We start from the raw sequence: 14,134 nt of genomic DNA, 5'->3' as shown, positions 1-14,134 counted from the left end.
CAAGACGCGTCCGGCCCCGTGGGGATCGGTGGCTGGACTGTTACTCACCTGCAACGGAAGCCCCTGGTCACCCAGTGGTGCAAGGCCCCGGATCCCGCACCTGCCTGTGCGGCCGCGAAGCCGACGCGGGCGGGGCGGCCCGCCCCGCCCGGGAGGTTCCTCACGCGTCACTCATCAGGCCTGCACGATTCGCTCACGCGGGTGGGCGCGGGATCGGGCTGCGGCCGTTGCACACCTGTGGGTGAACCGGCGGCAGCAGCGAAGCGCTGAGTAGAGTGCCGCGGTGAACTGCGGGGCTTGTACGGGGAGGCGACAGTGGGTGTGAGGCAATTCGCGCTGCGGGTACGGACGTTGCTCGTGCTCTCCGTCCTGACCGCCCTGTTCGCGGGATTTGCCGCAGCGACTCCCGCCCGCGCCGACTCCCAGGCGGCCTACCTGGCCGACCGTCTCCGCGAGAGCCCGGTGTACGTCTCGGACCAGCTCCCCCGGGAAGTCCCGAAGTCGATGACCCGCGACTTCGAGCGGGTGGCGAAGGACACAGGCGTACCGACGTACGTCCTGGTCCTGCCCGGCCTTGCGGGGGACGGCGAGGCCCTGCTCGGCGCGGTGCACGACCGGCTGGGCCGGGACGGGGTGTACGTCCTCCTCGACGAGTCGACGGCCTCGCACGCCGCCGCCTTCGGGGTCAGCGCCCCGGTGGACGACGCCCTGACGGTCTGCCTCTACGAACTCCCCTACGACGCCGGCCCCTTGCGCGAGTTCGAGCTGTTCGCGGAGGTCATCGCCGGCGGCGCTGAAAAGGCCGCGGACCGGGCGGAGGCGGCCCGGGAGAAGTACGGCGACGACGAGCCCGAGGAGATGTACATCGGGCCGTCCGACCGGGAGAACCAGTCCTTCCTGACCGGGATGCTGCTCACGGGCGTACCGCTGCTGATCCTGCTGCTGGCCCCGTACGTGCGCCGGCTGCGCGGCCGGAAGGGCAAGCCCAGGCACCGCTGGCTGGTCCCGGCCGTTGCGCTGGCCGCCGCGCTCACCGTCCCCTTGATCGCCACGGCGGCCTTCGACCAGACCACGTCGAGCGCCTCCCCCCGCCCCCGGGCGATGGACCTCAACGCCCGCCTCGACCGGGTCGCCCAGGGCCTGGCCGAGGACCCGGTGTACACGGACCCCGAGAGCCCTCGGGTCCTGGACGCGGCGCAACTCGCGCGCCTGCACGGCCGTATCGAGAAGTTCCGGAAGTCCGAGGGCGGCGGGCCGGTCTACGTGTCCGTCGTACCGCAGCTGCCGGCGGACGAGTCCGAGGGGGACGAGGAGGCGTTCGCGTCCGCGCTCCACGACAAGCTGGGCGAGGACGGCGTGTACGTCGTCGCGGACCCGCTGTACGGCTCCATCGAGATCTTCAACCACGGCCTCCGGCTGGACAGCCTCGACCTCCTCTTCGACCTCCCGGAGTCCATCACCTACGGCGACGACAGGGCAGAGGAAGCCGACGACCACCTGCTCGGCGATCGCCTCGACGCCCTGATGACGGTCCTCGACAAGGCCCCGCGCACGGACCGGCCCGAGAGTTCCGGCGATCCGTACCCGGTCACGGACCCCGTCACCGAGGACGACCTCCCGCCCCTGTTCGGGACCGACTTCACCCCCGGACTGTTCATGGGGACGCTCGCGGCGGGGGCGGCGTTCGGACTCGTGGTGGCCGTCGTGGCGGTCACCCGGAGGGTGCTGCGGCGCCTGCGGCCCGGGCCGTTGCCGACGGCTTCGCTCCCGGAGGTGTCGCCGACCGAGCCGCCGATGACGTACCTGCGGAGCACGGCCCGAGTCGAACTGCGCGCGCTGACCCGCGACTTCGACGCGTCGACCGGCGTGACGGCGACGGACCGACGGCCGGCGGACAGCCTCGACGCGGCGCTGCTGCTCCTCGACGGGGACGCGGGCAGGATCGAGGACTCCGCGACGTCCGCGGCCACGTTGGTGGCGGTGATCGTACTGGCCCGGGCGGGCCGCGCCGCCCTGGCAGGCACGGGCTACAACCGCTGCTGCGCGGTCAACCCCCTGCACGGCCCGGCGGTCACCCGCCACCATGTACGGGTCTCCGCCCAGGGCAGGCAGCGGCGGCTGCTGCACGTGTGCGGATTGTGCCGCGATACGGCGATCGCGACGCCGGCCGACCTGCACACCCGGATCCTCAACCTCCCCACCAGCGGAGGCGCCCGGGTGCCGTACGAGGAGGCGGACGAGCTGCTGACGGCCGTACCCGAGGGCGTTCGGCGGCTGATCGAGCGGGTGCGGGAGTCGGCGAGCGTTCCGTAACCCGTAACTAGTAACTCGTAGCTTCCGCGAAGCGGGCACGCCGGACTCAACCCGGATCGCCCCCGCCGCCCGAGACCGACGTCACTCCCCACCGGATACGATTCAGGACACACACGGCGCACGATTTGCACCAGATGTTTCCTGAACGCCCACCTCACAGGGCACGTTCCGCCTGGCGAACCGACCAGCCCCACAGATACCGTCAGTGCTCCCAACTGCATCTGTATCCCACGGGGAGTCCACTGTGAAGCGCCGCTCTTTGCCCGTTGCTGCCGCGCTCGCCACGACGGCGGCTCTGCTGCTGACAGCGTGTGGCAGCGAGGACGACAAGTCCAGCGCCAACGACAAGATCGCCGGCGCCGAACAGAACACGGGCAAGCCGACGAAGTCGGCGCAGCCTTCCGGGGCACCGGCGCAGGACAGGCCGGACGGGGTGGATGTGTCCCTGCCGAAGGATATGAAGCTGGTCTTCGACTGGGCTCGGCCGGAGGGGGAGAACGAGGCGGCGGCGATGGATGATGCGGCGAACTTCCTCCGCGCCATCTACCGGGGTGTCGATAAGCGCACGACCAAGGACGCAGCCTTGACTGCCTACGGCACCGGCGACGGGCTCCGCTACGGCCAAGTGCAGATCAACGAGTGGATCAAGGGTGGCTGGACCGCCACCGGGACCCGACGCCACTATGACGCCACCACTCGGTCCGCCTCGAACGGCAGCTCGGTGGAAGTCGCGTTCTGCTCGGATGCCAGCAAGTTCTACGGCAAGGAAGTCAAGACAGGGAAGGTCCTGAAGACCGAGCCCAGCCTCAAGGACTTCGGACACTACAAGATCATCATGGTCAAGGTTCCCACAGGTGACGGTCTGTGGCAGGCATCCAAGGTATTCGTGGAGACCGGAGCGGAGCAGTGCCAGTGAACCGATCGCTGCGTACGCTCCTCGGTGCCAGCGGTGCCCTGGCCATCGCGATCAGCACCGTCCTCCTCACGGCAACCAACTCCGCCGCGGAACCGGTGGACTACGGCAAGGGCGACGGCGCGGAAGAGACGGGGGGAAGCGACAAGAACGGCATCTACGCCGCCGCACGGATCACGTACTCCGGCTCGGTCGCCAAGGGCGGCGGCACCGGAAACGTCACCCCCGCCGACGTCAACTGGACGCCCCCGCCCTGCTGGTACGCCCCCTACCTCGGCGCCAAGGACTTCAAGGAAAAGATGTCGAAGGACATCGAGGGCCAGCTGAACGCACCCGGCATGGGCGGCCACGCCGGCGCCGCGCTCAGCGAGTTGCAGCGCCACTACGAGGACGAGTACGGCTGGACCGACACCCCCGGCTACAAGGACTACAACGTCGAGAACGACGGCAAGGGCATGTTCTGGGCCGCCGTGGAGAACCCGGACGAGCCCGACCTGCTCAAGCGCAGTTCCTGCAACGACCTCCCGTTCTGGGTCGAGAACGGCGAGGCCCCGCCGCCCCAGTACGAACAGGCGATCACCCCGCAGATCCTCGCGGCCCTCGCCTATCAGCACATGGAGCTGCCGGACACCGAGGTCACCCTGGCCCCCGAGGCGGTCACCAAGGTGAATCTGCCGACCTGGGCCTGGCTCGACAAGGCCGTCTTCGACGAGGTCCAGGCCACGGCCGCCATCAACGCCCCCGGTTTCAACCTCCAGGCCACGACCACGGCCAAGCCGGTAGCCCTGAAACTGCAGCCGGGCACGGAAGACGCCGAGACCTACCCGGCATCAGGCGAGTGCGTCATCAACGCCGACGGCTCCATCGGCGAGCCGTACGCCAAGGGCAAGGCCGACAAGACCCCACCCTGCGGCCTGAAATACCTCCGCTCCTCGGGCAACGGCACCTTCAACCTCCAGGCCACGATCACCTGGGAAATCACCTGGACAGGCACGGGCGGCGCGGGCGGCGCGGGCGGAGACCTCCCGAACGGCACCTTCGGCAACGACCAGGCCATCACGGTCCAGGAAATCCAGGCCGTCAACCGATAGTTGCGGAAGTACTGAAGTGCACATAGGGAGCAACCGGTGGCAGATCCGGACCTGACAGTTGACTACGACTTCCTCATGGACTCCGAGAAGAAGCTGGGTCAGCTCAAGAAGACATTCGAGGATCTTGAGGACCGGCGCGACGACATGAAGGAGCACTGGGGCTCCGGTGACGTCGCCGGGGCCATGAAGAAATTCGTCGACAACTGGGACGACTATCGCACCAGACTCGTCGAGTCCATTGAATCCGTCGGCAAGCTCGTCGCCAGCAGCAAGAAGGCATTCGAGGATCTCGACGAAGAGCTGGCCAAGGCAAACAAGACGAAGCAGAAGAAGTGACGCCGTGACACCGACATCCAAGCGCCGTCCGGTGGACTGGCAACCACTCTGCGAATCCGACCCCGTACCCGGCGATCCGGAAGAGATCCGCGCCGAGGTCAAACACATGATCTCGGTGGCCGAGAAGCTCCGGGACCAGGCCAAGAACCTCAAGGCGATCAGCGACGACGAGACCCTCAAGGGCAAGTACGTAAAGGCCCTGCGCGAGGAGTCGTCCACGCTGGAGAAGCACATGCGGGAGGTGGCCGGACGGTACGAGCGTGTGCACGGCCACCTGACCAAGTGGTCGAACGAGCTGGAAGACTTCCAGTCCGACGCGGACAAGGTGCTGCACCAGGCCAAGCAGAAGCAGGACGAGATCGAGGCGGACAAGGCCAAGAAGTCCGGCTCCGACGACAAGGACGGTCCGCAGACCTCACCCAGCGGAACCGACCATCCCGACGACGACCCCCTTCAGCAGTACCGCACCCGGCTGAGCACCATCACCGGCAACCGGGATACCCGCGCAAGCCACTATGCGGGCAAGATCCGCCACGAGATCGACGACGTGATCGAGGACTCGTGGTGGGACGACATCAAGGGATGGGTCCATGACCATGCCGACGCAATCAAGGCCTTCATCGATGTTCTCGGCTGGGTCGCGACATTTGCCGGCTTTCTGGCGCTCGCCATTCCCGGCTTGGGCTGGCTCGTCCTCGGCATCGCGTTCCTCACGATCGGACTCAGACTCTTGCTGGTGGCATCCGGTGACGCCACCTGGACGGATGTCATCTTCGACGTCGTGGGTGGGCTGCTCGTCGTGGGTGGCATCAGGGCCGCCGCGAAGCTCGCCAGCGGCGCCAAGGCCACCGTGGGCGCCGCTCAGGCCGCCCGGACCGCCGGCCTGAGCCGAGGGCTCAGCGGCGTCAAGGGCATCATGGACGACATGGGACGTCTGATGTCCAAAATGCCGGAAGGGGCGGGACGACAGGTTGTCCGCACGGCCCGCAACAACATGCGCAAGTCCATCTCCCAGAACGTGGGCCTAGTGGCCAAGGGACCTCTGCGGGTCAGCCCGCTGTCGACCCTGCTGCACCTCGGCGACAAGGAAATGGCTGGAATGGCCAAGATGCTGAAGGCAAACAAGGCCACCTTCCCGGAGGCTGCCGGGGCCGCGGCAGACAGGGCATACAAGTCCTACCAGATGGGCCTCGGAGTCGCGTGGACCGGTATGGGGATGGACGTCATGGACAAAACGCTGGGCAAGAGCGACCTGACAAGCTGGACACACGAAAACCTCGGGACCGGCGAAAAACCGTACAACGAGGGCTATTCCGACTGGAAGGACAACACCCTGAAACCCGCCCCCGACACCCATTGGTAAGGAGCGATCATGGACCAGTACGCAGCGCAACGCATCGCCGATGCCGAAGCCGCCCGCACGGGACTCGGCACCGGCCCCAACCGGCGGCTCAGGCTGACTCTGTTCATCGGAATGCCGCTAGTCTTTCCGGTGATCGGAATCATGATCCTCGTGCCGAAATTTCTGAGGAACGATGTTCTATACGTCTATGAGGCCGGGATCATCGGCTGCCTCCTCCACTATGTCTGGGTCTTCGCGAAGTACCCCCGGTATGCAGGCCGACCGCCCTACCTCACCCGAGATCTCGCCATGGGCGGCGGCTTCTTCCTGCCCTCTTTGATGCTCGGCTTCTGGCCGGGCATCATCGCCGCCCCGGCGTGGGCTCTCTTCGTTGGCGTTGCCTACGCAGTGGAAGGAGTGCGGGAGCACCGTGGCCACCGCTGAACACCGGCGGGCCCCGAACGGCTTCAACTTGGTGCCGCCGCCGGGCTGGGACGTGATTCCGCTGCACACGGGCACCAAGGAAGCGATGGACCGCATCGTCCGCAAGGCCGTGGCGCAACTGCCCGTCGGCTTTCCCAAGGACGACATTCCGAAGGCCCGGCTGAAGCTCACTCAGGAGATGAAGAAGGTCGTCCGCCGAGCCAGCGCCAAAGGAGGAATGACCCTATATCTCCCTACCGAACGCCTTCACGGCGTCGCGCTGCCCGTCTCGATCGTGGCCTCCGCGCCGATCGAGATTCCACGGGTCAAACCCAACAGCGGCCCGGAAGCAGTTCTGACCGCGCTCGCCTCCGTGACTCCCGGTGCCGAAATGCGGGAACTCGACGACACCGCGGCGCTGCGCTCGGAGCGAGATGTACCCGCCGACGCGGCCCAAGGCGTCGATGTCGCTCACCGACAGGTCGAGTACCTCGTTCCGGTTCCGGACAGCACCCCCGATCAGTACCTCACCTTCTCCTTCAGCGCCTTGATCGCGCCCGGCTCGAATCCCGCCTTCTACGACACCCTCGTGGAGTTGTTCGATGCCGTGATGGGCACCTTCCGCTGGGCCTACGCCTGATGGCACCACCGCCCCACTACCCGCGCCCCGATGAAAGGGACCGCTCATGTCTGAAGGCACCTTGTGGAGCGCCGACCTCGGTGTGCTTCACGTCGATACGGATGCCAATAAGGGCCTCTGGGGCTATCTCTGGCTCCAGATGGACAAGAAGACCTTCAAAGAATGGCTGGACGCGACTCTGGCCGATCTGGCCGCCGCACACGGCGTCGAACTCACCCGCAAACTCCGCCGGTTCCACAAAAGCTTCTACGAGCAGACGATCGTCACGCTCCGGGACAAGCTCCAGGCCGACGAGGCGTTCATCTACCACCCCGTTCCACTGACCTACATGCCGCTGGTGGTGCACGCCACCCGCATCCATTGCGAGGCCCGTGACGCTGCCTCCTGCGAGGGAATCACCGCGCTCACGGTGCCGCACCCCGACATCCCCGAGTGGCAGCAGCGGACCGGCAGCATTTCGTTCGACTCTCCGCATCTGGGCGCGGACGGGGTCCGGGTCACGCGCTCCTACCCTGCGGACAGCACCATCATGATGACCTCGGTGACGTACCACTGGCACACACAGCCTGGCCTCCCCGACGTCATGCTCCGCGGGCACCACGACGATCCGGAGGTGATCGCCGCGGCACTGGAGGCGCTGGACGACTTCGCGCGGACGCTCCGGCTTCCTGGTGCGGCCCATTGACCGGAACCGCCGGGGGCGGGTTCCCGCCGTGAGCTGATCTCGGTCCTGGGAAGTTCTTGCGTTGACTGCACCGGTAGGAGCCGCGGGTCTCGCGGCTCGAGGTCGTCGGCCGAGGTTGCGCGGATCGCGTGGACGTGGTGCTTCAGGTCGGCGTCAGCAGTTCCTCGCGTCTGAGTTCGGGGCTGAAACCAGGCATCAGGTGCTACTCGGCCTCCTCTTCGGGCCATGCAACGTCCGCTACCGCCGCGCCCGCTCCCGCGCCGCCCTGCTTTTCCTCCCCCGCTTGCGGAGATTGCGCATGCGGGTGCGCTCCTTGGCCGCGTGGCCCTCCTCCAGCACGCTGAGCGTGCGGAGCACGATCCATGCCACCAAGGCCACGCTCATCGCGTAGGCCAGCAGTGCGCTGCCCGTTCCGGGGATGTACGCGCATTTCGGGCCGTTGGAGCAGTTCTTGCCCGGGAGGGTGCTGATGAAGTAGAAGAGCGGGCCAATGGCGGCCAGGCAGCAGACGCCTGCCGCCAGGCTCCACAGGGCTCGCTGCACGCCCGTCCGGGACGGTTTCGCGGCAACGCACCACAGACCACCGAAGGCTCCGAGAACGGAGACGACGCCAAGGACACCACCCGCCATCCAGGATCCCCCGGGCAGGTCGACCAGCGTCGGTGCGGTGGCCCGGGCAAAGCTCTTCCACAGCCCCAGGACCAGCAACAGCAGGGCCACAGCGGCGGCCCCTGCCCCGATGGCAATGGCCAGACCGAACCCGATCTGCGCTCGCGAACCGATACCCGCTCTCTCTGTCATCAGTTCAAATCCCCGGATAGTCCTGCACGCTGAAATTCGAGCACCTGAGGAAGACCTTTTCCTCCATCAGCGACCGCATGGAGGACACGCGCCGCAGTCTCAAGGGGACTGACGCCTCAGCCGTCGGCGAGAGGGTGCGGTATCGAGCAACTCGGCAAACACACTGAACGAACGGTGCGGCGAGGCGACCCATCGCCCCACCGCACCGAGAGTTCAGGAACTCACTTACCCCGAGCCTGCTTCGCCAGCTCGTCGTCGATCTGCTCGAACTTGTCCGCCGCCATGGTCAGGTAGTCCCCCATGCCGTCCAGACCGTCCAGCGTGTCCTTCGAACCCTGCACGAACTCCGTGAAGTTCTCGTCGAAGGCCTTGGAGGAGCTCTTCGTGACGTAACCGGACTCGACCAGGTTGTTGATGTACTTCTTCAGGCCGTCGAGCTTCTCCTGAAGTCGCTCCTTCTCCTTCACGACATGCTTGGCAGCGTCCCGCATGTCCTGATATGTGACGTCAAGGTCCTTGGCCATGAAGCCGCTCCATCTCCACAACGCCGCAGGGCCAACCCCCGTGGCTCCCTGTTTGCGGTCCGACAGTGACCGGCCGGCCCCAACTCCGTGTGGCAGCCGGTGTGATCGTCCGCTCTCGAGGCAGCAGCTTACGGGTGAGGCCTGAGGTGTCACATCCCGGCTTCGTGAACAAGCCGTCATGACCCCGTCACAGCAGCTCCGCACCTCGTTGCCATCGGGAAGACGGAACAGCAAGTCGCCCGCCTCCCGCTGTCGCCGCTCCGGCCCCAGCGGATATCGTCGCTTCCAACTGTGGCCAGCGTTGCGGAAGCGGTCACGGGGGCATCGGGGAGGACAAGAGACGTGCGCCTGACTCTGACCGTCGTCGACCCGTTCGGCGGGGGCACCGCCGACGTCGTGCTCGATGCCGATCCTGAGTCCACCATGGGCGACATCGCCCAGGAACTGGCCCGGCAGGTCGGGCACAGCGGGGCTCAAGTCATCCCCATCGGGCAGCAACACCCCGTCAGCGGCAGCGCTCCCCTCCTCTACGTCGACGGATACGCCGTCGATCCCTCCGCCACCGTCCTCAACTCGCCCCTGCGCGAAGGGGCCGTCGTCAGTCTCCAGGACCCCGCCGGCTGTCTGCCCGGGGAACCCACCGGACTCGTCGAGCTGCGCATCGTCGGCGGGCCCGTCGCCGGCTACGTGCACCGGCTCGGTGTCGGGCGGTACGACATCGGCAGCGGGCCGGCCAGTCACATCCGTATCGACGACCCCGAACTCGGCGACCGCGCCCTCACCCTCTCCGTCGCCACCGACGGCACCTGCCGGTTCAAGGTCCACGGCGAAACCGACGGCGTCTTCCTCGACGGCACCCCCGTCGACGACATCCTCAACCCCAAGGACGACAAGGACTCCGGGAAGAAGAAGAGGAAGGAGAGGAGGGAGGAGAAGAGGAGGAAGAAGGAGGAGGAGAAGCGGGGGCGTGAAGGTGCGTCCGGTGATTCTCCCGCTCCCGCTCCCGCCCCCGCCCCTCCCGACCCCGACATATGGCGCCTCGGCGCCCAGATCGCCATCGGCAACTCCCTCATCGAGCTGGCCCGTTATTCACCCCCCAACGCCGCCCTGAAGTGGTCCGAGGACGGCATCGGCCTCGACTACAACCGGCCCCCGCGCCTGCGGCCCCCGGAGCGGCAGACCCGGTTCCGGCTGCCGTCGTCGCCGCGTGAGTACGAACCCCGGCCGCTGCCCTGGCTCATGGCGCTGACGCCGCTCGTCGGGGCCGTCGTCGCCGTGCTGATCTTCCAGCGCTGGTACTACCTGATCATGGCGGCGCTCAGCCCCTTCCTCCTCTTCGCGAACTACTACAACGACAAGAAGCACGGCCGTAAGTCGCACGCGAAGCAGGTCAAGGAGTACGAGGAGCAGAAGGCGCGGATCGAGCAGGACGCGCAGGACGCCCTCGTCGCCGAGCGCGACGACCGGCGGCACGCCATTCCCGACCCGGCGACGGTCCTGTCGCTGGGGACCGGCCCCCGCACCCGGCTCTGGGAGCGTCGGCGTACCGACCGCGACCACCTTCTGCTGCGCGTCGGCACCGGGCAGTTGCCCTCCGAGGTCGTGCTCGACGACCCGGAGCAGGACGACCACAAGCGCGAGGTCACCTGGACCATCGAGGACGCGCCCGTGGCGCTGAACCTGCGCGGGCTCGGCGTCATCGGCATGGCCGGTCCCGGCGACTCCGCGCGGGCGATGGGGCGTTGGGCCGTCGCCCAGTTCGCCGCCCTGCACAGCCCGATGGACGTGCAGTTCTACGTCCTGTCCGAGCACTCCGCGCAGGAGAGCTGGGACTGGATGCGCTGGCTGCCGCACTCCAAGCCGTCCGGCGGGCAGGACGTCAACGTGCTCATCGGCACGGACGCCGAGACCGTCGGCGCCCGCATCGGCGAGCTCACGCAGATCCTCGACGCGCGCAAGAAGGCCGCCGAGCAGAACCGCGGCCAGGGCAGCACCTTCAGCGACCCGGACATCGTGGTCGTGTGGGACGGCTCGCGCCGGCTGCGGTCGCTGCCGGGGGTCGTACGGCTGCTGCGCGAGGGGCCGTCCGTGTCCATGTACGCCCTCTGCCTCGACGCCGAGGAGCGGTTCCTGCCCGGCGAGTGCCAGGCCTTCGTCGTGGCGGAGCCCAAGGCCGAGGAGATCCGGCAGCGGCAGGAGAGCGTCCAGCAGGCCCAGCCCGCCGGGGGTTTCCCGTCCTTCCAGGCGTGGCATCAAAGCGCCCCCGAGCCCGGTGGACCCGGCGCCCAGGAGCCCGACAAGCTGCGGCTGCGCGTCGAGGAGGCCGGGGCCGAGCGGCGCAAGGACGTACGGCCCGACTTCGTCTCCGCCGCCTGGTGCCTGCGGCTGGCCCGGTCCCTGTCCTCGCTGCGTGACATCAGCGGGGAGACGGAGGACTCGGCGCTGCCCGGGTCCAGCCGGCTGCTCGACGTGCTGCAGCTGGAGCCGCCGACCAGCGATGCCATCGTGGCGCGCTGGCGGATGGGCGGGCAGTCGACGCTCGCCGTCATCGGTGAGTCCTACGACGGGCCCTTCGGCATCGACATCCGCAAGGACGGGCCGCACGGCCTCATCGCCGGTACGACCGGTTCGGGAAAGTCGGAGCTGCTGCAGACCATCGTCGCGGCCCTCGCCGTGGCGAACACGCCCGAGAACATGACCTTCGTGCTCGTCGACTACAAGGGCGGTGCGGCCTTCAAGGACTGTGTCCATCTCCCGCACACCGTCGGCATGGTGACCGACCTCGACGCCCATCTCGTGGAGCGGGCGCTGGAGTCGCTGGGTGCCGAGCTGCACCGGCGTGAGCACATCCTCGCCAAAGCCGATGCCAAGGACATCGAGGACTACCAGGATCTGGTGCGCAGGGATCCGTCCCACAAGCCCGTGCCCCGACTCCTCATCGTCATCGACGAGTTCGCGTCGATGGTGCGCGACCTGCCCGACTTCGTCACCGGTCTCGTCAACATCGCCCAGCGAGGGCGGTCCCTCGGCATCCACCTCCTCCTCGCCACCCAGCGGCCCTCCGGTGTCGTGTCGCCCGAGATCCGGGCCAACACCAACCTCCGGATCGCGCTGCGGGTGACGGACGGCGGTGAGTCGACCGACGTCATCGACTCCCCCGAGGCCGGGCACATCTCCAAGAGCACGCCGGGCCGGGCGTACGTCCGGCTCGGGCACGCCTCCCTGGTGCCGTTCCAGTCGGGCCGGGTGGGCGGCCGCCGGCCCGGCGCCGCGGACCCCGCGGCCCTCATGCCGTGGGTGTCGCCGCTGACCTGGGAGGACCTGGGCCGGGCCGCGCTGACCAAGCCGAAGGCCGAGTCGCGCGAGGACGAGGAGATCACCGACCTCAAGGTGCTCGTCGACGAGATCCGCCGCGCCAACCAGTCGCTGGGCATCCCCGCGCAGCACAGCCCCTGGCTGCCCGCCCTCGACGAGACGCTGCTGCTCGACGAGGTCCCGGCACCGGCCTTCACCCCGGCCGCCGGCAAGCTGCCGCCCGCGGTGTACGGCGTCGAGGACCTGCCCGCGCTCCAGGCCCGCCGCCCGGTCGCGGTGGACTTCGCGAGCTTCGGGCACCTGATGATCGGCGGTGCCCCGCGCAGTGGCCGTTCCCAGGTGCTGCGCACCATCGCGGGTTCGATCGCCCGTACGCACTCGGTGGCCGATGTGCATCTGTACGGCATCGACTGCGGCAACGGCGCGCTGAACGCGCTGACCCGGCTGCCGCACTGCGGGGCGGTCGTCAGCCGCAACCAGACCGAGCGGGTGGTCCGGCTCGTCAACCGGCTCAAGGGCGAGATGGACCGCCGCCAGGGCGTGCTGGCGGACAAGGGCTTCGCCGACATCGGCGAGCAGCGGGCCGCGGTCGCGGAGGACGAGCGGCTGCCGCACATCGTCGTGCTGCTGGACCGCTGGGAGGGCTGGGTGCCCACGCTCGGCGAGGTCGACCACGGGGCGCTGACCGACGATCTGCAGACGATGATGCGGGAGGGTGCGAGCGTCGGCATCCATCTGGTCCTCACCGGTGACCGGACGCTGCTGGTGGGCCGTATCGCCACGCTCACCGAGGACAAGTACGGTCTGCGGCTGGCCGACCGCAGCGACTTCTCCACGCTCGGCATCCCGGCGCGCAAGGTGCCCGAGGAGATCCCGCCGGGCCGCGCCTTCAAGAACGAGGCCGGTACGGAGACGCAGTTCGCGCTGCTCGCCGAGGACACCACCGGCCAGGGCCAGGCGGCGGCGCTGGCGGCGATCGGCGAGGCGGCGACCGCCCGCGACGCCGGGGTGCCACGCGCGCGGCGGCCGTTCCGGGTGGACAGCCTGCCGAGCCGGATCTCCTTCCCCGAGGCGTGGGAGCTGCGCGACCCGGACGTCTCGGGCTCCAAGCTGTACGCGCTGGCCGGCATCGGCGGCGACGAGATCGTCGGCTTCGGCCCCGATCTCGCGCAGGGCGTGCCGTCGTTCGTCATCGCGGGCCCGGCGAAGTCCGGCCGCTCGACGGTCCTGATGAACTTCGCGCAGTCGTTCCTGAAGCAGGGCGCACGGCTCGTCGTCGCGGCGCCGCGTCAGTCGCCGGTCCGCCAACTGGACGGTGTGGAGGGCGTGCTGAAGGTGTTCACCGGGGACGACATCGACGAGGACGAGTTCGAGGAGCTCATCGACGGCGCGGAGCCGTCGGTGGAGAACCCGGTCGTCGTCCTGATCGACGACGGCGAGATCCTGGAGGACTGCGACGCCGAGAGCCAGATGAAGAAGATCGTCTCGCGGGGTGCCGAGCGCGGGCTCGCGCTCGTCATCGCCGGTGACGAGGAGGACGTGTGCAGCGGCTTCTCCGGCTGGCAGGTCGACGCCAAGAAGGCCCGCCGCGGCATCCTGCTCTCCCCGCAGGAGTCCTCCAGCGGGGATCTGATCGGCTTCCGCCTGAACCGCGGGATGGTCGGCGGGCCCGCGGTGCCGGGCAAGGGCATGCTGCACCTCGGCGACGGCGAGCTGCGCACGGTGGTCATCCCGGGGTGACGGTGGTCAAC

Annotated in this window: 11 protein-coding genes; 9 read left to right on the top strand and 2 right to left on the bottom strand. The window is 68.4% G+C overall.

Features of this window, described 5'->3' with window-relative positions; translation table 11 throughout:
• The first annotated feature begins 315 nt into the window (after window positions 1-315).
• The 8 genes from M8H82_RS03400 (at window position 316) to M8H82_RS03365 (ending at window position 7,743) form a co-directional block, all read left to right on the top strand.
• A complete protein-coding gene (locus M8H82_RS03400; protein WP_250070850.1) occupies window positions 316-2,313 on the top strand; it encodes a hypothetical protein in 1,998 nt (665 codons plus the stop codon).
• 244 nt (window positions 2,314-2,557) lie between these two features.
• Window positions 2,558-3,229 carry a hypothetical protein gene (locus tag M8H82_RS03395; protein ID WP_250070849.1) on the top strand — a complete coding sequence of 224 codons (672 nt, stop codon included), beginning with the start codon at window positions 2,558-2,560 and terminating at the stop codon, window positions 3,227-3,229.
• Window positions 3,226-4,317 carry a hypothetical protein gene (locus M8H82_RS03390; RefSeq protein WP_374211618.1) on the top strand — a complete coding sequence of 364 codons (1,092 nt, stop codon included), beginning with the start codon at window positions 3,226-3,228 and terminating at the stop codon, window positions 4,315-4,317. The genes M8H82_RS03395 and M8H82_RS03390 overlap by 4 nt, the downstream gene beginning before the upstream one ends.
• 36 nt (window positions 4,318-4,353) lie before the next feature.
• A complete protein-coding gene (locus tag M8H82_RS03385; protein ID WP_250070847.1) occupies window positions 4,354-4,653 on the top strand; it encodes a hypothetical protein in 300 nt (99 codons plus the stop codon).
• Between the two features lie 4 nt (window positions 4,654-4,657).
• Window positions 4,658-6,016 carry a hypothetical protein gene (locus tag M8H82_RS03380; RefSeq protein ID WP_250070846.1) on the top strand — a complete coding sequence of 453 codons (1,359 nt, stop codon included), beginning with the start codon at window positions 4,658-4,660 and terminating at the stop codon, window positions 6,014-6,016.
• Window positions 6,017-6,025: 9 nt separating this feature from the next.
• Window positions 6,026-6,439 carry a hypothetical protein gene (locus M8H82_RS03375; protein ID WP_250070845.1) on the top strand — a complete coding sequence of 138 codons (414 nt, stop codon included), beginning with the start codon at window positions 6,026-6,028 and terminating at the stop codon, window positions 6,437-6,439.
• A complete protein-coding gene (locus M8H82_RS03370) occupies window positions 6,426-7,058 on the top strand; it encodes a hypothetical protein (RefSeq protein ID WP_250070844.1) in 633 nt (210 codons plus the stop codon). Before M8H82_RS03375 ends, M8H82_RS03370 begins: the two co-directional genes overlap by 14 nt.
• 46 nt (window positions 7,059-7,104) lie before the next feature.
• On the top strand, window positions 7,105-7,743 hold the full coding sequence (locus tag M8H82_RS03365) for a hypothetical protein (protein ID WP_250070843.1): 639 nt from the start codon (window positions 7,105-7,107) through the stop codon (window positions 7,741-7,743).
• Window positions 7,744-7,980: 237 nt separating this feature from the next.
• Here the strand turns inward: M8H82_RS03365 and M8H82_RS03360 are convergent, their stop codons facing one another.
• Window positions 7,981-8,544 (bottom strand): hypothetical protein, encoded by a 564-nt coding sequence (locus M8H82_RS03360; RefSeq protein WP_250070842.1) that lies wholly within the window; start codon window positions 8,542-8,544, stop codon window positions 7,981-7,983.
• 221 nt (window positions 8,545-8,765) lie between these two features.
• A complete protein-coding gene (locus M8H82_RS03355; RefSeq protein WP_186287136.1) occupies window positions 8,766-9,068 on the bottom strand; it encodes a WXG100 family type VII secretion target in 303 nt (100 codons plus the stop codon).
• Window positions 9,069-9,410: 342 nt separating this feature from the next.
• Between M8H82_RS03355 and M8H82_RS03350 the strand changes: the two genes are divergently transcribed.
• Window positions 9,411-14,123 (top strand): FtsK/SpoIIIE domain-containing protein, encoded by a 4,713-nt coding sequence (locus tag M8H82_RS03350; protein ID WP_250070841.1) that lies wholly within the window; start codon window positions 9,411-9,413, stop codon window positions 14,121-14,123.
• The last annotated feature ends 11 nt before the right edge of the window (window positions 14,124-14,134 follow it).

This window comes from Streptomyces sp. YS415, assembly GCF_023544665.1.
Taxonomy (GTDB): domain Bacteria; phylum Actinomycetota; class Actinomycetes; order Streptomycetales; family Streptomycetaceae; genus Streptomyces.
The sequence above is the reverse complement of the archived record's forward strand: the minus strand, read 5'-3'. Positions and strand labels throughout refer to the sequence as shown.

What these genes read in the sequence shown, in the direction of transcription:
- M8H82_RS03375 (WP_250070845.1), top strand. Translation starts at nt 6,026, where the DNA reads ATGGACCAGTACGCAGCGCAACGCATCGCCGATGCCGAAGCCGCCCGC.
- M8H82_RS03365 (WP_250070843.1), top strand. Translation starts at nt 7,105, where the DNA reads ATGTCTGAAGGCACCTTGTGGAGCGCCGACCTCGGTGTGCTTCACGTC.
- M8H82_RS03360 (WP_250070842.1), bottom strand. Translation starts at nt 8,544, where the DNA reads ATGACAGAGAGAGCGGGTATCGGTTCGCGAGCGCAGATCGGGTTCGGT.
- M8H82_RS03355 (WP_186287136.1), bottom strand. Translation starts at nt 9,068, where the DNA reads ATGGCCAAGGACCTTGACGTCACATATCAGGACATGCGGGACGCTGCC.